Here is a 23,334-nt window from a genome sequence, read left to right on the forward strand (position 1 = left end):
ATTTTTCCCGCAGAATTGCAATTGCCACGGGCCCACAGTGCTTGCAGGGCTGTTTCAGCCTCCCTATATACGCCGAGAAGCGCGGTGATGCATCGCACATCGCACAACCGGATCGGGGCAGGATGCCATAACGGGTCCCCGCCTCGTGTCATCGCCTTGAATTGTAAAGGGATCGAAAAACATGTCGAAAGTCATCGGTATTGACCTTGGAACGACCAACAGCTGCGTTTCCATCATGGACGGGTCGCAGCCCAAAGTAATTGAAAACTCCGAAGGCGCACGCACCACGCCGTCCATTGTCGCCTTCACCGACGATGAGCGTCTGGTCGGACAGGCCGCAAAGCGTCAGGCCGTTACCAACGCCTCCAACACCATCTTCGGTGTCAAGCGCCTGATCGGTCGCCGTTTCGACGACGAACATTTGGCCAAGGACAAGAAAAACCTGCCTTTCGCCGTTGTCGATGGCGGCAATGGTGACGCTTGGGTCGAAGCCAAGTCTGAAAAATACAGCCCGTCGCAAATCTCGGCTTTCATCTTGGGCAAGATGAAAGAAACCGCAGAAAGTTATCTCGGCGAAGAGGTCACCCAAGCGGTGATCACGGTTCCTGCCTATTTCAACGACGCCCAGCGTCAGGCCACCAAGGACGCCGGCAAGATCGCCGGGCTGGAAGTGTTGCGGATCATCAACGAACCGACCGCCGCCGCGCTGGCCTATGGTCTGGACAAAAAAGAAACCCACACCATCGCAGTCTATGACCTTGGCGGCGGGACCTTCGACGTGACCATTCTGGAAATCGATGATGGCCTGTTCGAAGTGAAATCGACCAATGGCGACACCTTCTTGGGTGGCGAAGATTTCGACATGCGGATCGTTTCTTACTTGGCCAGCGAGTTCAAGAAAGAACACGGCGTCGACCTGACCAAGGACAAGATGGCGCTGCAGCGCCTGAAAGAAGCCGCTGAAAAAGCCAAGATCGAACTCTCGAGCTCGCAGCAGACCGAAATCAACCAGCCCTTCATCTCGATGGACCCGAATGGCGGCCAACCGCTGCACATGGTGATGAAGCTGACCCGCGCCAAGCTGGAAAGTTTGGTATCGGACCTGATCAAGGCGTCGATCAAACCGTGCCAGGCAGCTTTGAAAGATGCGGGCCTGACCACCAGCGATATCGACGAAGTGGTTCTGGTCGGTGGTATGACCCGGATGCCGCGCGTGGTCGAAGAAGTCACCAAGTTCTTCGGCAAGGAACCGCATAAGGGTGTGAACCCCGATGAGGTTGTGGCCATGGGTGCTGCCATTCAAGCCGGCGTGTTGCAGGGCGACGTCAAAGACGTTGTGCTGCTCGACGTGACCCCGCTTTCTTTGGGCATCGAAACCCTCGGCGGCGTCTTTACCCGCCTGATCGACCGCAACACCACGATCCCGACCAAGAAAAGCCAGGTCTTCTCAACCGCCGAAGATCACCAGTCGGCCGTGACGATCCGGGTATTCCAAGGGGAACGGGAAATGGCTGCCGACAACAAGATGTTGGGGCAGTTCAATCTCGAAGATATCCCGCCCGCACCGCGCGGTTTGCCACAGATTGAAGTGACCTTCGACATTGACGCCAACGGCATCGTGTCGGTTTCGGCCAAGGATAAAGGTACCGGCAAAGAACAGAACATCACGATCCAGGCTTCGGGCGGTTTGTCCGACGACGAGATCGACCAGATGGTCAAGGATGCCGAAACCAACGCCGAAGCGGACAAGGATCGCAAGGAAATGGTCGAGGCTCGCAACCAGGCCGAAAGCCTGATCCATTCGACCGAAAAGTCGATGGAAGAGCATGCCGACAAGGTCGATCCGACCACGGTCGAAGCCATCGAACTTGCCATTGCGGCGCTGAAAGATGACCTCGAGAAAGATGACATCACGGCAGACAAGATCAAGTCGGGCATCCAGAATGTCACCGAATCCGCCATGAAGCTGGGCGAAGCCATCTACAAGGCCAGCCAAGATGAAGGCGAAGACGCTCCGGCGGATGTGGACAGTGATGCCTCCGGTGGCGCGGCCGACGATGATATCGTCGATGCCGACTTTGAAGATCTCGACGACGACAAGCGCGCGTAAGCGTTTTCCAGGAACTTCTTGGGGCCGGTCCGTGCCGGGCCGGCCCTTAGCGTTCCCGATTAAGGGGAGACCCAATGGCTAAACGTGATTATTATGACGTGCTTGGCGTGGCCAAGGGGGCCTCTGCCGACGAAATTAAGAAAGCCTATCGCAAGAAGGCCAAGGAACTGCATCCCGATAGCAATTCCGACAATCCCGAGGCCGAGGACCAGTTCAAAGAAGCAAACGAAGCCTATGAATGCCTGAAAGATGCCGAAAAGAAAGCTGCCTATGACCGGTTTGGTCATGCCGCTTTCGAAGGCGGTATGGGCGGTGGACGCCCCGGCGGCGGGTTCCATGGTGGTGGTCAGGGCGATTTCGCCAGCGCGTTCTCGGACGTGTTCGACGATCTCTTTGGCGACATGATGGGCGGTCGTGGCGGCGGAGGACGCGGGCGCGCAGCGCGCGGCGCTGACCTGCGCTACAACCTTCGGGTGACACTGGAAGAAGCCTATTCCGGGCTGCAGAAAACCATCAAGGTACCAACCTCGGTGCCCTGCGATGCCTGCGAAGGATCAGGGGCCGAAGGCGGAGCCGAGCCACAAACCTGCCCGACCTGTTCCGGCATGGGCAAGGTGCGGGCGCAGCAGGGCTTCTTCACCGTCGAACGCACCTGTCCGACCTGTTCCGGCATGGGCCAGATCATTCAGAACCCATGTAAGTCCTGCGGCGGACAAGGCCGGGTTCACAAGGAACGATCACTGTCTGTAAACATCCCGGCAGGCGTCGAAACCGGCACTCGGATTCGATTGGCGGGCGAAGGCGAAGCCGGTATGCGTGGTGGTCCTGCGGGCGATCTCTACATCTTCATCGAAGTGAAGAAACACGAGATTTTTGAACGCGAAGACACCAACCTGTATTGCCGCGTGCCGGTGGCGATGGCTGTGGCCGCCATGGGCGGTGATATCGAGGTGCCCACCATCGACGGCGGCCGGTCCCGGGTAAAAATCCCCGCAGGCAGTCAATCGGGTCGCCAGATGCGTTTGCGCGGCAAAGGCATGCCCGCCCTGCGCGGAGGCAATCCCGGCGATATGTTCATCGAACTGGCGGTGGAAACCCCGGTCAATCTTACGTCCAAACAGAAGGAACTTCTGAAAGAATTCGAAGCGCTTTCGGAAAATAACAACCCCGAAAGTTCCAGCTTCTTTTCTTCGGTGAAAAATTTCTGGGATTCTATGAAAGGCTGAACACGCCACATGCCGCAGCATCAAAGGGGGCCCATTGTGGCCCCCTTTTTCATGACTTCTTCTGTTTGAAAAATATCCCAAGGTGAATACTTTGAAAATCTTCATGACTTTCAATCTAGAGGAGCGGGCCCCGCCCTGTTGCACTTAATTCTTCGCTAACCAATCTGGGGCACTCTGCCCCTATGTCGGACCAACCTGCCTTCTCTGAAAAATCTTTGCCGCTTTTTTCAGCGGACGATACCCCGATCATGCCATCTTCTTCACCGCAGCAGCCTTCTTATATCGCCGATCACCGCCAGCGGCTACGCGACAGGTTCCTCCAGGGCGGTGCGACCGCGATACCCGATTACGAAATGCTGGAACTGGTTCTGTTTCGCGCCATCCCGCGCCGAGATGTCAAACCGCTTGCCTGGCGGTTGCTGGACACGTTCGGTGATTTCAACCGCGTTGTATCCGCCCCAATCCCCCGCTTGTTGGAGGTCAAGGGCATCGGCCCCGCCGTCATCACCGAATTGAAAATCATCGAAGCTGCGGCGCACCGCCTATCCCGTGCCCGGGTGTTGCAAAGACATGTGGTCAGCAGCTGGGACGATCTTCTGAATTACTGCCACGTAACCATGGCGCATCGCGATACCGAACAATTCCGGGTGCTGTATCTGGACCGCAAAAACGTGATGATCGCGGACGAGGAACAGGCGCGCGGGACCGTCGATCACGTGCCGGTCTATCCGCGCGAAGTGGTCAAGCGTGCCCTAGAACATAATGCCAGCGCATTGATCCTGGTACATAACCATCCCTCTGGCGATCCCACGCCTTCCGAGGCGGATATCGTCATGACGAAACAAATCGAAGCTGCGGCACAGGCGCTTGGCCTGACCCTGCATGACCACCTGATCATCGGAAAATCACGCGAACTCAGCTTCCACGCCGAAGGATTGCTGTAGCACGCGGTCCAGACGGACAAGCAAACACATGTTTCAGCGCAGCCAAACCTCGACCCGGCGATTGGCTTTGCGGCCCCAGGCGCTGTCGTCGCAGGCCATCGGCATGGCTTCGCCAAAAGCCTCGGCCTGCAAATCCATTTGTTCGAAATTTGCCGTCTCAGCCGCCTTTTTCACTGCGGTCAGAACCGCTTTGGCCCGCCGCAATGAAATCGCTAGATTGCTGACGGCGCTCCCATCGCCATCACTGAACCCCACGAACAACAATTGGCGCGTATCAAATGCCCCGGTTTCCAATGCAAGGGCCAATTGTTCCACGTTCGATCTCGAATGCGCATCAAGCCGCGCAGACCCGGTTTCGAACCTGAAAGACAGACTTAGCCTAGTCTTGTCAGACAGCAGCTCGACCATGCGCTTCAGTTCGTCCAGGCCAATTTCTTCCCCTGAACGGGCGATCGCATTGGCGAAACGGGCACCTTGATCATCGATCGCGATCTCTTCCGGGATCTGATCGGTGAATCCGGCGCGGCGGATCACAATCTGAGCCGCGTTCGACCGAGTGAATGTCAGGAAATCCCGCGCCAGTTTCGGCAGGCGCCGCGCCGGTAGATACAAAAACATCGGTGCGGTCAGCGGATAATCTTCGGTCTTGATCGTCTTGCGATTGGCATACATGGCGAAACCGCAATTGCCGCTCAGCGCAATCGGTTTGGCATTCCCGGTCCCCGTCACGCTGGTCAGGCCGATCCCGAACGGATCGCGTTCCACTGCCCGGACCAGCTCTGGATCACTGTCATATCGCAGTGCCAGATCTGACACCACCTTTCCCACCGGACGAAGCAGGCGGTCATCGGCAGCCTGCCACAGACCGGAATGCTGGTTTCGCAGATGCAGGGTAACCGGCGCATCAGGCCCACCCAGGGCGGCCCAATTGGAAATTTCACCGCTCAATATCTTGGACAGATCCGAGGCGCTGATCCGGGTCAGCGGATTCCCCGGTGCGACAACCGGCACAAGCGCATCCAAGGCCAGAACCCGGCTGCGACCCTTCACCGTCATGTCCCCTAATCCGGCCTCTCGCGACAGCGCCGCCTCGTCCGGGCGCAATTCGCGCAAAGTCATCGCGATATCAGCCTCATTGGCCAAAAGATCGGCAAAGCCTTCATCGCTATTGGTCAGGCGCAGGGTGAACAAACCCATGGTCTTACCGCTTTTCTGGTCCGTCAGGATAAACCGTGTATGGGATGCATCGACGATTTCCCGCTCCGACTGCAAGCCGGATTTACGGGCAAAGACTTCGATTAGCGCGGGCAACAGAACGCGCCCCATTGATCCCGCACCGGAAAATTGCAATTCGGCCACGTAATCGGTCAGGCTTGGGCAGGCCGGCCCATCGCAGTTCACCCCCGACCCGTCGACCGTCAGTTCGCCGTAGATGGTATCGACCCGGTAATATTCACCGTCGAAGCCCAACAATGTACCGGAAATTTCCACCGAACCATCGCGCGACATCAAAGTGACATCCTGTGCCAATGCAATCGGTGGCAGCGCAAAAAGAAAAAGCGCGGCGAGGATCGCCGCACGCGCTATTGTCATGGCTTTGTCCCCGAAATGACGTCTAGTTCGCCGCGATATTCAGGTCTTGCAACAGGTTTTTCAACACCAGAAAGCCCCCTTGCGCATCGCATTGCGGCATGGAAAGCACAAGTTCGCGCACTTGCAGTGGCGACCCATCGCTATTGAGCTGCAACGACTCGGCACCGATTTCGCGGTCGCAATTATCCGCCGTCACTTCGACATCGACGCTAAAGGCGATATCGCCATCGCGCGCCGCATGCCCCGAGGGGAAAGTATAAATTTCAGCGCGGTAATCGTCCGGCCCTTGCCGGTTTCCCAATTCAGTCAAGAAGCCGCCCTGCCCCGCTAACGCCTGATCCGCATTTCCAGGGGCATCGGCCCAGATATGTCCCTCTTGACCAAACTCAGCACCATATTCCATTGCGTGGATATGCAGGCCTTCCGCGCCGCGCCATTGCAGAACGGCGCGTTCGAAATCGGCCAGATCAGGAACGGTGGTATGCGCGACGGCACCGTCACCGTTGCCGAAATCGGCAATGAAAACGGCAATCTGCGACAGGGCGGGCACCTGAACTGTCAAACCGCCCTGATCGTCAGTGACGTCGCTGAACATCATCCCGTTGTGGTGAATGGAAACACGCTGATCCGGCAGGCAGGCAACCAGTTCCAGTTCGACCATGGCGGCAGGCATCGGCGTGACGGTCATAACCGGATCGCAAACCGTGGCGGGCACACCCAGAACCGGAATATCAACAATCGGTTCGACATCCAGTTGCGGCGTGGCGGCCGCGTGTCGGATCGGTTCGGGCCGGTCAGGGAAAATCGCAGGGGCTTCTTCTTCGGTGGGCGGCGCCACAGTCAGCGTAATATCATCCAACGCTAGCCGCTGCGGTTCAATCACGGCGGTCTGGCGCTGTGAGTTCGATCCATTTTGCATGACATAACCGATCGCCAAAGCGGCGGTCACGGATGCAACACCCATTACAATGCGATTCAAATTAGCCATTTTGTGCCTCCGGAACGGATTTGATTAGCCGTGATCAAACCTTAAAAAAGAGGCAGCGATGTGGCATGGGCGCGGTGTCTTTCTGACCCGCACCCATCTTTTATCAGGCCAAACGACCGTGACAGTGTTTGAATTTTTTACCCGATCCGCAGGGGCAAAGTTCGTTTCTGCCCGGGTTACCCCAAGTCGAAGGATCGTTTTCGTCGAACCCTTTCGCAGCGTCAACCGCCGGTTCTGCATCCTGCTCCGCGGGTACGGTGGCTTCCGGTGCTTGCATCGCGGCCTGTTGCGCGGCCATCTGCTGCATCATCTGTTGCTGTTCTTCTTCGGTCATCGGGCGAATCTGACCCAATTTCAGCGTCACGTCTTCGCGCAGACCATCCAGCATCGATTCGAACAGTTGGAAGCTTTCGGTTTTGTATTCGTTCAGCGGATCACGCTGGGCATAACCGCGGAACCCCACGACTGAGCGCAGATGTTCCAGCGTCAGAAGGTGTTCGCGCCATTTGGCATCAATGGTCTGCAGCAGGATCTGCTTTTCGATCTGGCGCATGGTATCGGCCCCGAAGGCTTCGGCCTTAGCGGCCATCGATTTGTCTGCTTCTTCTTCCAGACGTTCAGCGATCACATCGCCATCGACACCTTCTTCTTCGGCCCATTTGATGACCGGTATATCCATGTTCAGCTTTTCAAGAACCGCAGCGTACAACCCTTCGGTGTTCCACTGATCGGCATAGGATTTCGGCGGGATATAGGTGTCGACCAGATCATCGATGACCTGATCGCGCATGTCCTTGGCGATTTCGGACAGGTCTTCGGCCTCCATGATTTCACGGCGCTGGCTGAAAATCACCTTGCGCTGTTCATTCATCACATCGTCGAATTTGAGCAACTGTTTGCGGATGTCAAAATTGCGTCCTTCGACCTTGGCCTGAGCACGTTCTAACGATTTGTTCACCCAAGGGTGAATGATCGCTTCGCCTTCTTTCATACCGAGAGACGACAGAACCTTTTCCAACCGTTCCGACCCGAAAATTCGCATCAGGTCGTCTTCCAAAGACAAGAAGAACGAAGATCGGCCCGGATCGCCCTGACGGCCCGACCGACCGCGCAACTGGTTATCGATGCGGCGGCTTTCGTGCCGTTCGGTGGCCAGAACGAAAAGCCCGCCCGCCTCTTTCACCGCCTGTTCGTCAGCTTCGTGTTCCTTTTCGATCCGTTCACGGATCGCCTGATGGTCTGCTTCGGAATTGCCCTCGATGGCTTCCATGATCTTGAATTCGACATTGCCGCCCAGCTTGATATCGGTGCCGCGGCCGGCCATGTTGGTAGCAATAGTCACCGCGCCCAGCTTGCCTGCGTCAGCGACAATCTGCGCCTCTTTTTCATGCTGGCGGGCGTTCAGAACACTGTGCGGTACACCGGCTTCGGTCAACAACTGGCTGAGGAATTCCGATTTCTCGATCGAAGTGGTTCCGACCAGAACCGGCTGCTGCTTGGCATGCGCTTCCTCAATGGTGCGCACGATGGCGTCGAACTTTTCCTTGGCGGTGCGATAGACTTGGTCGTCTTCATCCAGACGGGCAATCGGTCTGTTGGTTGGCACTTCGACCACGCCCAGCCCGTAGATTTCCATGAATTCCTCGGCTTCGGTCGCTGCAGTGCCGGTCATCCCCGCCAGTTTGTCGTAGAGCCGGAAATAGTTTTGGAAAGTCACCTGCGCCAAGGTCACATTTTCGGCCTGAATCGAGCAGCCTTCCTTGGCTTCGATCGCCTGATGCAAACCGTCAGACAAGCGGCGCCCGGCCATCATCCGGCCGGTGAATTCATCGATCAGCACCACATCGCCGTCACGGACGATATAATCCTTGTCCCGGGTAAACAGTTTGTGCGCCCGCAATCCCTGATTGACATGATGCACCAGAGTCGTGCTTTCGGGATCGTACAGGCTTTGTCCTTCGGGCAACAAACCGGCCTTCAGCAACGTGGCTTCAAGGAATTCGTTGCCTTCGTCGGTATAGGTCACGTTCCGGGTTTTTTCATCGAGCGCAAAATGTTCCTCGGACAGTTCCGGGATCAGCTTGTCGATGGCAATATAGAGATCCGAACGGTCTTGCGCCGGACCCGAAATGATCAGCGGCGTCCGCGCTTCGTCAATCAGGATCGAATCGACTTCGTCAACGATGGCATAGTGATGATAGCGCTGGTTCATGTCGGACAATTCCGACTTCATGTTGTCGCGCAAATAGTCGAAGCCAAGTTCATTGTTCGTGGCATAGGTTACGTCGCACGCATAGGCCGATTTCTTTTCGTCTTCGGGCTGCTGCGGATAAACCACACCGGTGGTTAGACCCAGTGCGCTGTAAACATTGCTCATCCATTCGGCGTCGCGCTTGGCCAGGTAATCGTTGACCGTGACGATATGCACGCCCTTACCGGACAGGGCATTCAGATACGCCGGGAACGTCGCCACCAGCGTCTTGCCTTCTCCGGTTTTCATTTCCGAAATATTTCCCTGATGCAGGAAAATCCCGCCCATCAGCTGAGTATCGAAGGCCCGCAGCCCCAACGCCCGCTTGGCCGCTTCACGGCAGTTGGCAAAAGCTTCGGGCAGGATCGCATCGACGCTTTCGCCGTCCGCTACCCGCTTCTTCAGCTCCGTGGTTTTTTCAATCAGCCCCTCATCGGAAAGTTTTTCGAATTCCGGTTCCAGCGCGTTGATTTTTTCCACCAACGGACGCGTCGCCTTGATTTTGCGGTCATTCGGCGTGCCGAAGACCTTTTTGGCGAGTGTTCCGAAACCCAACATATTCATTCCGATCCGGTCGTTGACAATATCGTGCGAGGCATTTGCTTGCTGCCCCCGAATGCACCGAATAAAACAGGTGCGAAGTCCAGCACTCCAAAGGCCTCAAGGCGATGTAAGGGGAGGCTGGTGCAGTGTCAACGTTACGCGCCCAGAGTGCGCCCTTAAAGGACCCAGCTCATGTCAAAACGCCTCACTTTCCTGTCAGCTGCTGCCCTATCGATCAGCATGGCGCTGCCGGTAATGGCACAGGACATTCCCAAAGCAGAAGATGTGGTTGCCACAGTGAACGGGGCCGAAATCACTCTGGGTCACGTTTTGCAAATCCGTCAGGGGCTGCCGCCGCAATATCAACAACTGCCGCCCGAACAGTTGTTGCCCGGAATTCTGAATCAGGTGATTCAGCAAACCTTGCTGGAGCAAAGTCTTGACGGAAAATTGCCGAAATCAGCGCAATACGAATTAGACAATCAACGCCGCGCCGCAATGGCCAATGCCGCTATTGATGATGTGCTAAAATCTGCAGTAACCGATGAAGCGCTGCAGGCAGAATATGACGCCAGCTATGCCGATTTTGAGGCTACCCCTGAATATAGCGCCGCCCATATCCTAGTCGAAACCGAAGACGCAGCACAGAAACTCGCTGAAGAAGCCCGCGATGGTGCCGATTTCGCAGAGCTGGCCAAAACCCATTCTACCGGCCCGTCCGCCCCCAATGGCGGTTCTTTGGGTTGGTTCGGCCCCGGTATGATGGTGCCACCGTTCGAAGACGCCGTTGTCGCGATGGAAGCTGGCGAAGTTTCCGATCCGGTCGAGACCCAGTTTGGTTGGCACGTCATCAAGCTGATCGAAACACGAAATGCCCCGAAACCCAGCTTTGACGAAGTCCGTCCGCAACTGGAAGGCAACCTTCAGGAAAAGACCATCACTGCGCTGTTGGAAGACCTGACCGCCAAGGCGAGCATCGACCGGACCGCCGCGGATGCTCTTGATCCCGGGGTTTTGTCCGATCCCAGCATCCTTGAGGAATGATCGATGGCTGGTAAACTCCCTGTTTCTCCGCTTGCACCGGAAAAATTCCCCACGCTTCCCGTGATTGACGGCGTGCGTTTCGCCGCGCTGGAGGCCGGGGTGCGTTATTCAGGCCGGGCGGATGTCATGTTGGCCGAGCTGTGCGAAGGCACCGCAGTCGCTGGTGTCTTCACCCGCTCTTCCACCCGCTCGGCAGCGGTGCTTGATTGCCAGGAAAAGATAACCGAGGATCTGGGCGGTAGAGCCGCGATCTTAGTGAATTCAGGCAATTCTAACGCTTTCACCGGCCACTCCGGCTTCGATTCAGTGGCAAAGATCACCGCCGCAGTGGCCGAGACAATGAGCATCGATGCCAAGCGCGTTTTCACCGCGTCCACTGGCGTGATCGGCGAACCGATCAAATGGGAAAGGATCACCGCTAAAATTGGTGATCTGAATGCGGCCCTCGAAGCCGGCGCCATGGAAAACGCTGCCCGCGCGATCATGACCACCGACACCTTCCCTAAAGGTGCCACGAAAACCGCCACGCTTGACGGGGTCGAGGTGAAAATCGCAGGCTTTGCCAAGGGCTCCGGTATGATCGCCCCCGATATGGCGACCATGCTTTGCTACATTTTCACCGATGCCGCGATGTCTCGCGAAGTGCTGCAGCAATGCCTCTGGCTAGACAATGCCTCGACCTTCAACTGCGTAACGGTGGACGGGGACACCTCGACCTCAGACACGGTTCTGGTCGCCGCCACCGGTAAGGCCGATATGGAGCCGATCACTGATTTCGCCGATCCGCGTGTACGGATTTTCCGTGATGCGTTGCATGCGGTGATGAAGGATCTAGCGATCCAGATCGCACGCGACGGCGAAGGCGCGACCAAGCTGATCGAGGTGCAAGTCACCGGCGCAAATGCCAATGGTCCCGCCCATCGCGTTGCCATGGCCATCGCCAATTCCCCGCTTGTGAAAACCGCCGTGGCCGGTGAAGACCCGAACTGGGGCCGTATCGTCATGGCCGTCGGCAAGGCGGGCGAGCGCGCAGAACGCGACCGGCTAACCATTTGGTTCGGAGATATTCTCGTGGCTGAAAATGGCTGGGTCGCCCCGTCCTACACAGAAGAAGCCGGTGCCGCCTACATGAAGCGGGACGAGATTGTCATTCGTGTCGATCTTGGCCTCGACAATGGCACAGCCACGGTTTGGTCCTGCGACCTGACTCACGGCTATATCTCTATCAACGCTGATTACCGGTCTTGAGATGGTGATGAAAACCGTTCTGGTATCTGCTGTTGCCCTGATTGACGCTGACGGCCGCGTGCTTCTTGCACAGCGGCCGTCAGATAAATCCATGGCCGGTCTGTGGGAATTTCCCGGCGGCAAGATTGAACCGGGCGAAACCCCCGAACACGCGCTGATCCGCGAATTGCAGGAAGAATTGGGGATTGATACCTGGGCCAGTTGCCTTGCCCCGCTGACCTTTGCCAGCCACAGCTATGACAGCTTCCACTTGCTGATGCCGCTTTTTGCTTGTCGTAAATGGGATGGGATACCGCACCCGAAAGAAGGGCAAAGCCTGAAATGGGTACACGCCCGTGATTTATGCGATTATCCGATGCCTCCGGCCGATATTCCGCTGATTCCCATCCTTCGCGATTGGCTCTGATCGGCATCTTCGGCTATCTGCCCAATACATACGCAAAGCACAACAGTTTCCCTGAAAGCCCCTACTTTTGGACATATGAGCCTTCTCATTGGTATAGATTTAGGGACAATTCGTCATTTTTTCGTAGGTTTCCCGTCAAAAAATTTGTAAATTATACACATGTCAATCTTTTGGGGAGGATTAGACAATGCTTCGTACGATCGTGATTGGAAATTATGTTTCGGTTCAGGGAACCTTCGTGCGGGGGTTGCCGGATGGGAAAATTCTTGTCCGGGTCGGTGACAGGGAATTCGCAGGTCACCCGGTGTCGCAAAAGGCCGCCTGAAGCGCAAAATCTACTGGAATAGAGAAAGGGGAGAGCTGTTGCTCTCCCCTTTCTTGTGTTTCGAAATCGATCCCGACGGATCAATCAAGATTGCGTTCTACTTCTTCGCGCTCGAAAATCTCGATCACATCGCCGGGGCGGATGTCGTCGTAGTTTTCGAATGCCATACCGCATTCCTGACCGGACTGGACTTCTTTGACTTCGTCCTTGAAGCGTTTCAGCGTCTTCAAGTTGCCTTCGTGGATCACCACGTCGTCGCGCAGCAAGCGAACGCCTGCCGACCGACGCGCAACGCCTTCGGTGACCAGACAACCGGCAACCTTGCCAACGCCGGAAACCTTGAACACTTCCTTGATCTGGGCATAGCCAATGAAATGTTCGCGGATTTCCGCGGACAACAGACCAGAGGCTGCCGCCTTCACATCGTCCACCAGGTCATAGATGACCGAATAGTAGCGGATTTCCACGCCCTTCTGGTTGGCCGAATTCCGTGCCGACGCATTGGCCCGCACGTTGAAGCCCATGATCGGAGCGCCCGACGCTTCGGCCAGTCCGACATCGGTTTCGGTGATCGCACCGACGCCGTAGTGCAGCACCCGCACACGGACTTCTTCGTTGCCGATCTTTTCCATCGCCTGAACGATAGCTTCGGCAGACCCCTGCACGTCGGCTTTGACCAGAATGGGCAGTTCCTTGACGCTTTCGTCTTCCTTGGCTTTCTGCATCAACTGATCAAGCGTGGTTGCAGCACCAGCAGCAGCACGTTTGTCTTTGGCGGCGCTTTCGCGATATTCCGCGATTTCACGCGCCTGAGCTTCGGTTGACACCACGTTCAAAACGTCGCCGGCTTCCGGCGTGCCATTCAGGCCAAGAACCTCGACTGGCACCGACGGACCTGCTTCGCTCACCCGCTCGCCCTTGTCATCGACAAGCGCCCGGACACGGCCCCATTGTTCGCCCACGACAAAGATGTCGCCCTGTTTCAGAGTCCCTTTTTGCACCAGAACGGTGGCAACCGGACCACGGCCGATATCCAGCTGAGCCTCGATTACCGCGCCTTCTGCGGCACGGTCGGGATTGGCGTGCAATTCGAGGATTTCAGCCTGCAAAGCGATCGATTCCAGAAGTTCGTCCAACCCCTGACCGGTGACGGCGGACACTTCCACATCCTGAACCTCGCCCGACATTGCTTCGACGATCACTTCGTGCTGCAGCAATTCAGCCCGTACCTTGTTCGGATCGGCAGCAGGTTTGTCGCACTTGTTGATCGCCACGATCATCGGCACCTTGGCGGCCTTGGCGTGGTTGATCGCTTCGATCGTCTGCGGCATGACCGAATCATCTGCAGCCACAACCAGAACCACGATATCCGTGACCTGCGCACCGCGCGACCGCATCGAGGTAAAGGCAGCGTGACCCGGAGTATCGAGGAAGGTCAGAGTTGACCCGCTTTCGGTTTCCACCTGATAGGCACCGATATGCTGGGTAATGCCGCCCGCTTCGCCGGAAACAACCTTGGCATTCCGGATTGCATCCAGAAGCGAGGTTTTGCCGTGGTCGACATGGCCCATGATGGTAATGACCGGAGGACGCGGCTTCAGATCGCCTTCGTCTTCTTCCACATGCTGAATCACGTCTTCAACATCGGAATCCGATACCCGCTGAATGCGGTGACCAAATTCTTCAACGATCAATTCGGCGGTATCGGCATCAATGGGTTGGTTCTGAGTAACCATCATCCCCATCTTCATCAGCGACTTGACCACATCAGCGACGCGTTCCGCCATTCGGTTGGCCAATTCCGATACCACGATGGTTTCGGGCACACGAACGTCGCGGACAACCTTTTCGCGTTCAACCGGAGCGCCCATAGCCTTCTGCCGGGCGCGTTCCTGTTTCCGCTTCATCGCGGCCAGCGATTTCGTCCGTCCACCTTCACGCCCCGAAAGCGCCTGATTGACCGTCAGCTTGCCCGACCGACGACCGTCATCACGGGCTTTGCTACGCGTACGATCTTCTTCGCGTTCTTTCTTGCGGTTCGGCGCAGCACCGGCAGGGGCCGCTTTTTGCGTCCGCGCGGGGCCTTTTTCTTCGGCAGGTGGTGCAGCAGCAGCCGCAGCAGCGCGCTTGGCTGCGTCTTCAGCTTCTTGCTTCTTACGGGCTTCTTCTTCGGCACGGGCTTTCAGCGCCTGTTCGCGTTCACGCTCTTCCCGTTCCTTCGCTTCGGCTTCTTCGCGACGGCGCATGCGTTCTTCTTCGCGCGCCTTTTCTTCGGCGACGCGCGTTGCAGCTTCTTCCACTTCGCGTGCTTTCGCAGCCTGCAACGCCTTCATCCGGCGTTCCATTTCCGCATCCGAAATTCCTGCCGGACGTCTGGACGGATCACCCGCGGTCTGACCCGATTTGCCCGCGCCGGACTTTGCTGCGCCGGGTTTCGGCACCACAACGCGCTTGCGCTTGGTTTCCACCACGACGTTTTTGGTCCGCCCGTGGCTGAAGCTCTGCTTCACATTCCCCGAACGGGGCCCGCCACGTACACCCAAAGTCTTTTTACCGTCGTTGTCGCTCATCTGGCTCTCTTCATCCTTTCCGGCGGTCATCGTCGCCGCCCAGGGCTCGCATACCCTTAAGTCTTGCGGCTTCCTCTACTACACGCTGGGTCAAACCACCAGCGCCTAGCGCCACATGTATTACAGTTTGTCGCCCAAAGGACTGGCCCAGCTCATCCGCCGTTAGCCATCCAATAAACGACCCGCCATCAGGCGTGTGCAGTTTCGACTTGCCCCGACCCGACCCATCGCTGGCCTGAATCAGAACCTCGGCATAGTCCTTGACCAGCCAATCTTTGACCTTTTCGAACCCGGCAACAGCTTCGCCGCCTTTTCGCGCCAGGCTGATCAGATCAACCACCCGCCGCACAAGCGCCTGTTCCACCAGATCCGATAAATCGTCAGGAACCGTCACCTGCTGTTTGGCGGCACGGGCGAACAGCCCCTTTTTCACCGCTTTATCCAGCGCAGCACGATCCGCCGACACCCAAATACCGCGCGCCGGCAGCTTTTCCATAAGATCCGGCACGATCTGACCATCTGGCCCCACCACAAAACGGATCAGCCCAAATTTTGGCTGAACCTCGCCGGTGGCGATGCACTTGCGTTCGGAACCGTCTTCCCGGTTCTTATTGCGTCCGCCGCGCGTCATCCGGTTACCCCGAGGCCTGCGATCAGGCCTCGGCCTCCTCGGCGTTTTCTTCGCCTGCGGCCGCATCCTCTTCTGCCGCCAGCTCGGCAGGGTCAACCCAGCCCAGCGCGATGCGGGCGGTCATGATCATGCTCTGCGCTTCTTCCAATGACATGTCGAAAGGTTCCAACAATCCATCGTCCTTGACCCGTTCGCCATTTTCGGTGGTCCAGCCACCCGCCAGCTCCCAATCGGCACAAGTTGCGAAGTCTTCAAGCGTTTTCACGCCGTCTTCGGCCAAGGCCTGAATCATTTGGGGTGTCAGACCTTCAAAGTCAAACAGGCTGTCTTCGGCACCCAATTCACGGGCCTTTTCGATGGCTGCTTTCGCCTGTGCTTCCAAGAAGTCACGCGCACGGGCCTGCAGTTCCTGGGCGGTATCTTCGTCAACACCGTCGATCACCAGAAGTTCGTCGAGTTCAACATATGCAACTTCTTCAAGGTTGGTGAACCCTTCGGCGACCAGCAGCTGAGCAAAGAACTCATCGACGTCCAGAGTGTTGACGAAAAGCTGGGTACGTTCTTCGAATTCTTTCTGACGGCGTGCCGATTCGTCCGATTCGGTCATGATGTCGATGTCCAGACCGGTCAATTGGCTGGCCAAACGCACGTTTTGACCACGGCGACCAATGGCGAGCGAAAGCTGCTCATCCGGCACCACAACCTCGATGCGTTCGGCTTCTTCATCCAGAACAACCTTGCTGACTTCGGCAGGCTGCAGCGCGTTCACTAGGAAGGTCGGCACATCTTCGTTCCACGGGATGATGTCGATCTTTTCACCCTGCAATTCGTTCACAACGGCCTGAACCCGGCTGCCGCGCATACCGACACAGGCACCAACGGGATCAATCGAGTTATCATAGGACACCACGGCGATCTTGGCGCGCGATCCGGGATCACGGGCGACGGCCTTGATTTCGATGATACCGTCATAAATTTCCGGCACTTCCATCTTGAACAGTTCGGCCATGAATTCCGGCGCGGTGCGCGACAGGAAAATCTGCGGCCCACGGGTTTCACGGCGGACATCCTTGATGAAGCAACGCACCCGGTCATTCGGGCGATAGCTTTCGCGGCCGATCTTTTCATTGCGGCGCAGGATACCTTCGCCACGGCCCACATCGACGATCACGTTGCCGTATTCTTCACGCTTGACCACACCGTTGATGATGGTGCCCTTGCGATCCTGGAATTCTTCGTATTGGCGATCGCGCTCTGCTTCGCGGACTTTTTGCAAAATCACCTGCTTGGCCGATTGCGCCGCGATCCGGCCCAGTTCAACTGGGGGCACTTCTTCTACAAGGGTATCGCCCACTTGCGGATTTTCCATGTACTGCCGCGCCTGTTCGACGGTCAGTTCGGACTGGTAATTTTCCAGATCCTCGTCTTCGACCACGGTGCGCACACGGGTAAAGGTCGCCCGGCCGGTTTTGCGATCAATCGCCACCCGAATGTCCATTTCCGCGCCGTAACGCGACTTGGCTGCACGGGCGAGCGATTCTTCCATCGCTTCAACAACCAACGACGGGTCGATCATCTTTTCGCGGGCCACGGCCTCGGCGGTTTGCAACAGCTCCAGCTGATTTGCAGAAGTGATTGCCATGTCTTTAGTCCTCCTGAGAACCGGGTTCTTCGGTTTCAATCTCGTCAAATGAGTCTTCATTCAAGGTGCCGGCAGCTTTGCGCTGCTTGAGCATCTCTTTAATCAGGTCTTCGGTCAGAACCAGCTTGGCATCAGATAGCCAATCAAAGTTCAACCCAACGGTCACTTCAGCGCCGTCCTGATCCAGATTGATCAGAACCTCATCGCCCTCAACACCCGCCAGCATGCCTTTGAAACGACGTCGACCGTCGATCATTTCTGTCGTCTCGATCTTGACCTCGTAGCCTTCGAAGGTTTCGAAATCCTTCAGCCGGGTCAGCGGGCGGTCGATGCCGGGGCTGGACACTTCGAGGATATATTGATCCAGGATCGGATCCTCGACATCCAGAACCGCCGATACGGCGGTGGAAATTTTAGCGCATTCATCGACTTCGATCCCGCCTTCGGGACGTTCGGCCATGATCTGCAACGTATGCGTCTTACCACCCATCAGACGCACGCGCACCAATTCGAACCCCATGTCTTCGATCACGGGGGTAATGATTTCGGCCAGACGGCGGTCCATCGCGGCTTTGGCTATCAGGTCGTTGGTCATATCTTCCAAACACAAAAAAACGGGCGCGCGGCCCGTCGATCTTTCCCGGTGGAGCGTCAGAGGACCGACACGCCGCTGTTGAGGGGCATATACGCCGCTTTGTCAGGTAGATCAAGCCCCGGTACCGTAGCTTGATCGATTCACCCGACAACATACGCCACCCCCCGATTTTAAAACTTGTTCATCCGAGCCTTCAGGCCTGCTCCAGCAAATCCAGGCAACGCGGAATCTTCAAAGCTGCAGACGGCTGTTTCTCAGTTCAACCCGCCCTCTTCGGCGATCTGGTCCATCACCCGGACCAGTTCGGCGCTGATGCCTGGCTCTGACAGCGCGTGACCGGCGTTGCGAATCATCTTCAGATCAGCATTGGGCCAACGCTTGGCCAGCGACCAGGCTGATGTTGGCGGGCAGATCATGTCGTAGCGCCCCTGCACAATCACACCGGGGATATGGGTGATTTTTCCCATATCTTGCAAAATTTGTTCGTCCCGTTCCAAAAAGGCCGAATTGGAAAAATAGTGATTTTCCAGTCGCGCAAAAGCCCGGGCATATTCACCGGGACTGTCGCCGCCATGCCCCGTGGAATAAACTGACGCCAATGCATTTTCCCATTGCGCCCAAGCTTTGGCATATTTGGTTTCGGTCGGCAGATGACCGGAAAACAGCCGCTTGTGATAGGCGGCAATCATGTCATCTTGTTCTTCACTGGGGATCAAATCGGCGAAACGCGCCCAAGTTTCCGGCCAGAATTTACCAGCGCCGCCGCCATAGAACCAATCCAGCTCGGCCTGAGTGGCCAAGAACACGCCGCGCAGGATCAAACCCTTGATCACATCTGGATGGCTTTGGGCATAGATCAATGCCAATGTTGCCCCCCAACTGCCGCCGAAAACATACCATTCTTCGATACCCAGTTCCCGCCGGATCGTTTCAACATCCCGGACCAGATGCCATGTTGTGTTGTTTTCAATGCTTGCATGCGGCGTGGACCGGCCACAGCCACGCTGATCGAACAGCACCACCCGAAAAACACGTGGATCGAAATAGCGCCGCATCGCCGGGCTGCTGCCACCCCCAGGGCCACCATGAAAAACCACCACTGGCACCCCGTCTGGATTGCCAGATTGTTCCAGATAAACCTTGTGACCATCGCCCACGTCTAGCATACGCTGATCGAACGGGTCGATCGGCGGGTGCAGATAATGAACTGCGCTTTTTTGGCCCGAGAATTTGTCCATGATCGTCCTATATAGTGGCATAGACTTAGAAGACCATATGGAGAGCAGAATGCAAACCGCTCAAACCACAGTTGATCCGTCCGAAGTCGCAAAATTCGAAGCGATGGCTGCCGAATGGTGGGATCCCAAGGGCAAGTTCAAGCCACTGCATATGCTTAACCCGTGCCGACTGGACTATATCACAGGGCAGATCGCCGGGGAATTCGGCCGTGACCTGTCACAGGACCGGCCTTTCGCGGGGTTACGGTTGCTCGATATCGGTTGTGGCGGCGGATTGCTGGCCGAACCGATGGCGCGATTGGGTGCGACCGTGGTCGGTGCCGATGCGGCGGCGGGCAATATTCCGGTGGCGCAGGTACATGCCGAACAATCCGGACTCGACATTGATTATCGCAACGTCACGGCCGAAGAGCTGGCTGCGGCGGGTGAACAGTTCGACGTTGTGCTGAACATGGAAGTGGTTGAACATGTGGCCGATCCGCTGACCTATCTGACTGCCTGTCGGCAGTTACTGAAACCCGGCGGATTGATGATCTGTTCCACCCTTAACCGCAATCCCAAAAGCTTTGCCGTGGCAATCGTGGGCGCCGAATTCGTCATGCGCTGGCTGCCCAAGGGCACGCATGACTGGGCGAAATTCATCACACCGGATGAACTTTACGATCTGATCCGCAATGCCGGGCTGAATCCGGTAGATCGCAAGGGGATGGTGTTCAACCCGATCAGCTGGCAATGGTCGATTTCGGACCGGGACCTGAGCGTGAACTACGTCACTGCCAGCATCAAACCGGGCTGACATGTTTCGGTTCGGGTGGTGGCCTTCAGCCATCCTCCAACTTGACCCGCAATTCCCGCAAGATCGGCAAGGCGGCGCGTACTTTTTCATCGCCCAATTCGCCAACGAGTTCGGAAATCATCGGTGAAATCGCCGCCAGAGCCGCATCGCGTGCCTGTTTCCCGGCCGGGCTGATCGCCACCATCTTGCGCCGCGCATCGTCCCAGTCGGGGCGGATATGAACATATCCGGCCCATTCCAGTTTTGACAACGTATTGGTCATTGCCCCACGCGTCACATGGAAACTTTTAGCCAATTGCGCGGGTGTGCGTTCATCCCCCACCCGCGCCAGATGGTTCAGCACCGAAAAATGCGAAATCTCCATCCCCTTGGGCAACACCTTGGACAGCCGGTTGCGCACCAGCTGATCAGCAGTCAACAATTCGCTGAACAACGCGATGGCAAGGGAATAGGTTTCGTCACTCAAGGGCCGTCAAACTTTCGGTCATGGGTCAGCGATGGAACTTTTCGCCGGGCATCAATGACCGCCTTGGTATCAAGATCAACGAATGTCACGCAAGGCTCTGTTCCGGCGTCCACAATGACTTCACCCCAGGGCGCCACAACCAACGAGTGGCCGTAAGTGCGGCGCGGTTGACCATTTAAAGTATCATGAGTGCCGGTCTGCGCCGGTGCCAAAACATAACACCCGGTTTCAATCGCCCGCGCCCGCAATAGCGTATGCCAATGCGCCGCGCCGGTTACCTGCGAAAAAGCGGCAGGCGCCGTCAGGATTGCCGCCCCCGCTTTGGCCAAGGCCCGATGCAGATAAGGAAAGCGAACGTCATAACAAACCGTCATGCCAACCGTGCCAAACGGCGTCGCCACACAGACCGCGCGATTACCGGGTCGATACCCGTCCGATTCGCGATACGTCTCGGTTTCAGACACTTGCACATCGAACATGTGTATCTTGTCGTACCAACCCGCGATATTCCCACCCGGATTAATCAGAAAAGACCGGTTGGCAAACCGCCCATCTAGATCATCCGTTTTCAGCGCCAATGATCCGATCAGGATCCAGATCCCGAACTCTTTGGCGTCCGCGCGCAGCGCCGCCAATGTCGGATCATCATGTTGATGCTTTAACACCTTTTGTTGCTGGGACCGGCTGGAAGACAGGCAATTGGTCACCTCGGGCGTCAGCACGAAATCCGCGCCACCTTCTACTGCCTCACGCAAAAAACCGCGGGTAACAGGTAGGTTCGTTTCGGGATCGTCCGAAGCGTTCAGCTGTAGAAGTGCGGCGCGGGTCATGCTCAGCCTGCCAAAAGTGGATCAAGCTGGCCTGTCCGCTCCAGATCGTACAATTCATCACACCCACCGATATGACGTTCATCGATGAAAATTTGCGGCACCGTACGGCTGCCACCGGCGCGTTCGATCATCTTCGGTTTCAGCGCTGGATTGGTCAGCACGTTGTATTCCGTGAATTCGACGCCCTTTTCTTTCAGCAATCGTTTGGCCGCGTGGCAAAAACCGCAAAGCGGCGAGGAATAGATTTCAATGGTTGGCATGTGGGTCTTTCCTGAAACTGACGGATGATTTGTCCCTCATTTAGGCAGCCTTGGCAACGCGCGCCAGCAACAACACGGAAACTTGCGCTGCACCTGCCGCCAAACAAGCATCGGTCGAGGCAGATAAAGTGGCACCGGTGGTCATGACATCATCAATCAGCAAAACATGCCGACCCGGAATCAAGTGCGCCCGGCGGGGGTGTCCGCGAAACGCCGATTGCATGATAGCAAAGCGCTGCTCCAACCCCTGCCCCTTGGTCGATCTGGTCGATCTGCACCGCTGCAGAAGGTCAGGACAATACTCCAGCCCCGTCAGTTGCGCGAATCGTTCGGCCAGCAAGGCCGACTGATTGAACCGCCGCCGCATCAGGCGAAGCCAATGCAACGGCACCGGCGCGATCAACATATCGGGCGTCAGGATCGGACCCGCCACAATTTGCATCCATCGCGAAGCAGGCCGAGCGATGTCATACCTGTCCCCATGTTTCAGCGCCAACACCAACTTGCGGCCATTGTCCTGATATAGCAGTGCAGCCCGGCCCCGTGACCAGGGCCGTGGCAACCGCAAACATTCATCACACAGATCCAGCCCAATCCCCGCTTCGCCCGGCAAGGGCGCTCCGCAAGCTTCACAGCATAGCCCGCCGATGAATGGTGTATCGCGCCAACACGTTCCGCACAGTCCGTATTCGCTTTCAACGATATCCCCACAATTCAAACACCGGGGCGGATATATAACCCGCAAGACGGTTTGAAACTTCGTCCAAGCCATTCTATCTACACCCCATGACCGATGCGCACCGCCTGACTGATCGCACAGCCCTTCTGCGTAACCGCGCCCGCGCCATGCGCGACCCTGCGCTGTTCCTGCACGAAACTGCACTGGAAGAACTCCAGCATCGGTTGGCGATGGTTAACAGAACCTTTAAGAAACCGGCCATCGTCACTGGATTTCCCGACTTTTGGGCCAATGCCCTGCCCGAGGCCACGATAGTGCCGGATGAAGATGTTCTGACGCTAGGCGAACAGGCGCATGATCTGGTGATCCACGCCATGTCCTTGCAGTGGGCAAACGATCCGGTTGGCCAGATCATCCAATGCCGCCGAGCGCTTAAACCCGATGGTTTTTTCCTGGCTGCGCTTCTTGCTGGTCAGACCCTGTTTCAATTGCGCGCCGCCCTTGCAGAAGCCGAAGTTGAAAAAACCGGCGGCTTGTCTCCCCGAATTTTACCGATGGCGGAAATCCGTGACCTGGGCGGATTGCTGCAGCGGGCCGGATTGGCCCTGCCCGTGGCGGACAATTTGGCGCTCAATGTCAGCTATCAAACCCCATTCCACCTTATGCGCGACCTGCGCGCGATGGGTGAATCCAACGCGCTTGCCGGTCGGGCGCGCCATGCAACCCGACCTTCGATCCTGGCCCGTGCAGCCGAGATTTATCAAGCCCATCACAGCGCCGAATCCGGTCGTATCCCGGCAACTTTCGAACTTGTTTTCCTGACCGGTTGGGCACCTGACGACAGCCAACCAAAACCATTGCGTCCCGGAAGCGCCACCGCCCGCCTTGCCGATGCGCTGGGCACGAAGGAAGGCCAATTCTGAACAGTTTCATCTTGTTCAAAATACTC

Annotated in this window: 21 protein-coding genes; 9 read left to right on the forward strand and 12 right to left on the reverse strand. The window is 56.9% G+C overall.

Annotated elements, in window-relative coordinates:
* Window positions 1-181: 181 nt before the first annotated feature.
* The 3 genes from dnaK (at window position 182) to radC (ending at window position 4,280) form a co-directional block, all read left to right on the forward strand.
* Complete coding sequence (gene dnaK / locus TG4357_RS07795) at window positions 182-2,110, forward strand: molecular chaperone DnaK (protein WP_058262283.1); 1,929 nt, start codon at window positions 182-184, stop codon at window positions 2,108-2,110.
* Between the two features lie 74 nt (window positions 2,111-2,184).
* Window positions 2,185-3,336: a molecular chaperone DnaJ gene (gene dnaJ, locus TG4357_RS07800; RefSeq protein WP_058262284.1), complete on the forward strand. Its 1,152-nt coding sequence runs from the start codon at window positions 2,185-2,187 to the stop codon at window positions 3,334-3,336.
* A gap of 182 nt (window positions 3,337-3,518) precedes the next feature.
* Window positions 3,519-4,280 (forward strand): RadC family protein, encoded by a 762-nt coding sequence (gene radC, locus TG4357_RS07805; protein WP_058262285.1) that lies wholly within the window; start codon window positions 3,519-3,521, stop codon window positions 4,278-4,280.
* 33 nt (window positions 4,281-4,313) lie between these two features.
* Here the strand turns inward: radC and TG4357_RS07810 are convergent, their stop codons facing one another.
* The 3 genes from TG4357_RS07810 to secA all read right to left on the reverse strand — a co-directional run bounded on the left by TG4357_RS07810 (window position 4,314) and on the right by secA (window position 9,670).
* A complete protein-coding gene (locus TG4357_RS07810) occupies window positions 4,314-5,873 on the reverse strand; it encodes a phosphate ABC transporter substrate-binding/OmpA family protein (protein WP_058262286.1) in 1,560 nt (519 codons plus the stop codon).
* A 22-nt stretch (window positions 5,874-5,895) separates the two neighbouring features.
* Window positions 5,896-6,861 carry a hypothetical protein gene (locus tag TG4357_RS07815; RefSeq protein WP_074646740.1) on the reverse strand — a complete coding sequence of 322 codons (966 nt, stop codon included), beginning with the start codon at window positions 6,859-6,861 and terminating at the stop codon, window positions 5,896-5,898.
* 103 nt (window positions 6,862-6,964) lie between these two features.
* Window positions 6,965-9,670 carry a preprotein translocase subunit SecA gene (gene secA / locus TG4357_RS07820; protein ID WP_058262429.1) on the reverse strand — a complete coding sequence of 902 codons (2,706 nt, stop codon included), beginning with the start codon at window positions 9,668-9,670 and terminating at the stop codon, window positions 6,965-6,967.
* A 177-nt stretch (window positions 9,671-9,847) separates the two neighbouring features.
* Here secA and TG4357_RS07825 point away from each other — a divergent pair, with 177 nt between their 5' ends.
* The 4 genes from TG4357_RS07825 to TG4357_RS19675 all read left to right on the forward strand — a co-directional run bounded on the left by TG4357_RS07825 (window position 9,848) and on the right by TG4357_RS19675 (window position 12,678).
* Window positions 9,848-10,699, forward strand: a complete 852-nt coding sequence (locus tag TG4357_RS07825; RefSeq protein ID WP_058262288.1) for a peptidylprolyl isomerase — start codon at window positions 9,848-9,850, stop codon at window positions 10,697-10,699.
* 3 nt (window positions 10,700-10,702) lie between these two features.
* Window positions 10,703-11,947 (forward strand): bifunctional glutamate N-acetyltransferase/amino-acid acetyltransferase ArgJ, encoded by a 1,245-nt coding sequence (gene argJ, locus TG4357_RS07830; protein ID WP_058262289.1) that lies wholly within the window; start codon window positions 10,703-10,705, stop codon window positions 11,945-11,947.
* A gap of 7 nt (window positions 11,948-11,954) precedes the next feature.
* Complete coding sequence (gene mutT, locus TG4357_RS07835; RefSeq protein WP_058262290.1) at window positions 11,955-12,353, forward strand: 8-oxo-dGTP diphosphatase MutT; 399 nt, start codon at window positions 11,955-11,957, stop codon at window positions 12,351-12,353.
* 187 nt (window positions 12,354-12,540) lie between these two features.
* Window positions 12,541-12,678: a hypothetical protein gene (locus tag TG4357_RS19675; protein WP_168370974.1), complete on the forward strand. Its 138-nt coding sequence runs from the start codon at window positions 12,541-12,543 to the stop codon at window positions 12,676-12,678.
* An 80-nt stretch (window positions 12,679-12,758) separates the two neighbouring features.
* Here the strand turns inward: TG4357_RS19675 and infB are convergent, their stop codons facing one another.
* From infB to pip, 5 genes are all read right to left on the reverse strand, one after another.
* Window positions 12,759-15,248 carry a translation initiation factor IF-2 gene (gene infB / locus TG4357_RS07840; RefSeq protein WP_058262430.1) on the reverse strand — a complete coding sequence of 830 codons (2,490 nt, stop codon included), beginning with the start codon at window positions 15,246-15,248 and terminating at the stop codon, window positions 12,759-12,761.
* A 10-nt stretch (window positions 15,249-15,258) separates the two neighbouring features.
* Window positions 15,259-15,879 (reverse strand): RNA-binding protein, encoded by a 621-nt coding sequence (locus TG4357_RS07845; protein ID WP_058262291.1) that lies wholly within the window; start codon window positions 15,877-15,879, stop codon window positions 15,259-15,261.
* Between the two features lie 22 nt (window positions 15,880-15,901).
* Complete coding sequence (nusA, locus tag TG4357_RS07850) at window positions 15,902-17,521, reverse strand: transcription termination factor NusA (RefSeq protein ID WP_058262292.1); 1,620 nt, start codon at window positions 17,519-17,521, stop codon at window positions 15,902-15,904.
* Between the two features lie 4 nt (window positions 17,522-17,525).
* The gene (gene rimP, locus TG4357_RS07855; RefSeq protein ID WP_058262293.1) at window positions 17,526-18,116 is read right to left on the reverse strand and encodes a ribosome maturation factor RimP; all 591 of its coding nucleotides are present in this window, start codon (window positions 18,114-18,116) and stop codon (window positions 17,526-17,528) included.
* A 254-nt stretch (window positions 18,117-18,370) separates the two neighbouring features.
* Window positions 18,371-19,354: a prolyl aminopeptidase gene (pip, locus tag TG4357_RS07860; protein WP_058262294.1), complete on the reverse strand. Its 984-nt coding sequence runs from the start codon at window positions 19,352-19,354 to the stop codon at window positions 18,371-18,373.
* A gap of 49 nt (window positions 19,355-19,403) precedes the next feature.
* Between pip and ubiG the strand changes: the two genes are divergently transcribed.
* The gene (ubiG, locus tag TG4357_RS07865) at window positions 19,404-20,150 is read left to right on the forward strand and encodes a bifunctional 2-polyprenyl-6-hydroxyphenol methylase/3-demethylubiquinol 3-O-methyltransferase UbiG (protein ID WP_058262295.1); all 747 of its coding nucleotides are present in this window, start codon (window positions 19,404-19,406) and stop codon (window positions 20,148-20,150) included.
* 25 nt (window positions 20,151-20,175) lie between these two features.
* On the opposite strand, the gene TG4357_RS07870 is transcribed toward ubiG, so the two are convergent.
* Genes TG4357_RS07870 through TG4357_RS07885 form a run of 4 tightly spaced genes read right to left on the reverse strand, consistent with a single transcriptional unit; the run spans window position 20,176 to window position 22,478 of the window.
* On the reverse strand, window positions 20,176-20,616 hold the full coding sequence (locus TG4357_RS07870; protein WP_058262296.1) for a MarR family winged helix-turn-helix transcriptional regulator: 441 nt from the start codon (window positions 20,614-20,616) through the stop codon (window positions 20,176-20,178).
* Window positions 20,613-21,446, reverse strand: a complete 834-nt coding sequence (locus TG4357_RS07875) for a carbon-nitrogen hydrolase family protein (protein WP_058262297.1) — start codon at window positions 21,444-21,446, stop codon at window positions 20,613-20,615. The genes TG4357_RS07870 and TG4357_RS07875 overlap by 4 nt, the downstream gene beginning before the upstream one ends.
* A 2-nt stretch (window positions 21,447-21,448) precedes the next feature.
* Complete coding sequence (gene grxC, locus TG4357_RS07880) at window positions 21,449-21,706, reverse strand: glutaredoxin 3 (protein WP_058262298.1); 258 nt, start codon at window positions 21,704-21,706, stop codon at window positions 21,449-21,451.
* Window positions 21,707-21,746: 40 nt separating this feature from the next.
* Window positions 21,747-22,478 (reverse strand): ComF family protein, encoded by a 732-nt coding sequence (locus TG4357_RS07885; protein WP_058262299.1) that lies wholly within the window; start codon window positions 22,476-22,478, stop codon window positions 21,747-21,749.
* A 14-nt stretch (window positions 22,479-22,492) separates the two neighbouring features.
* On the opposite strand from TG4357_RS07885, the gene TG4357_RS07890 reads away from it, so the two are divergent.
* Window positions 22,493-23,308, forward strand: a complete 816-nt coding sequence (locus TG4357_RS07890) for a methyltransferase domain-containing protein (protein ID WP_058262300.1) — start codon at window positions 22,493-22,495, stop codon at window positions 23,306-23,308.
* The last annotated feature ends 26 nt before the right edge of the window (window positions 23,309-23,334 follow it).

This window comes from Thalassovita gelatinovora, from assembly GCF_001458355.1.
In the GTDB taxonomy this organism is placed as follows: Bacteria; Pseudomonadota; Alphaproteobacteria; order Rhodobacterales; family Rhodobacteraceae; genus Thalassobius; species Thalassobius gelatinovorus.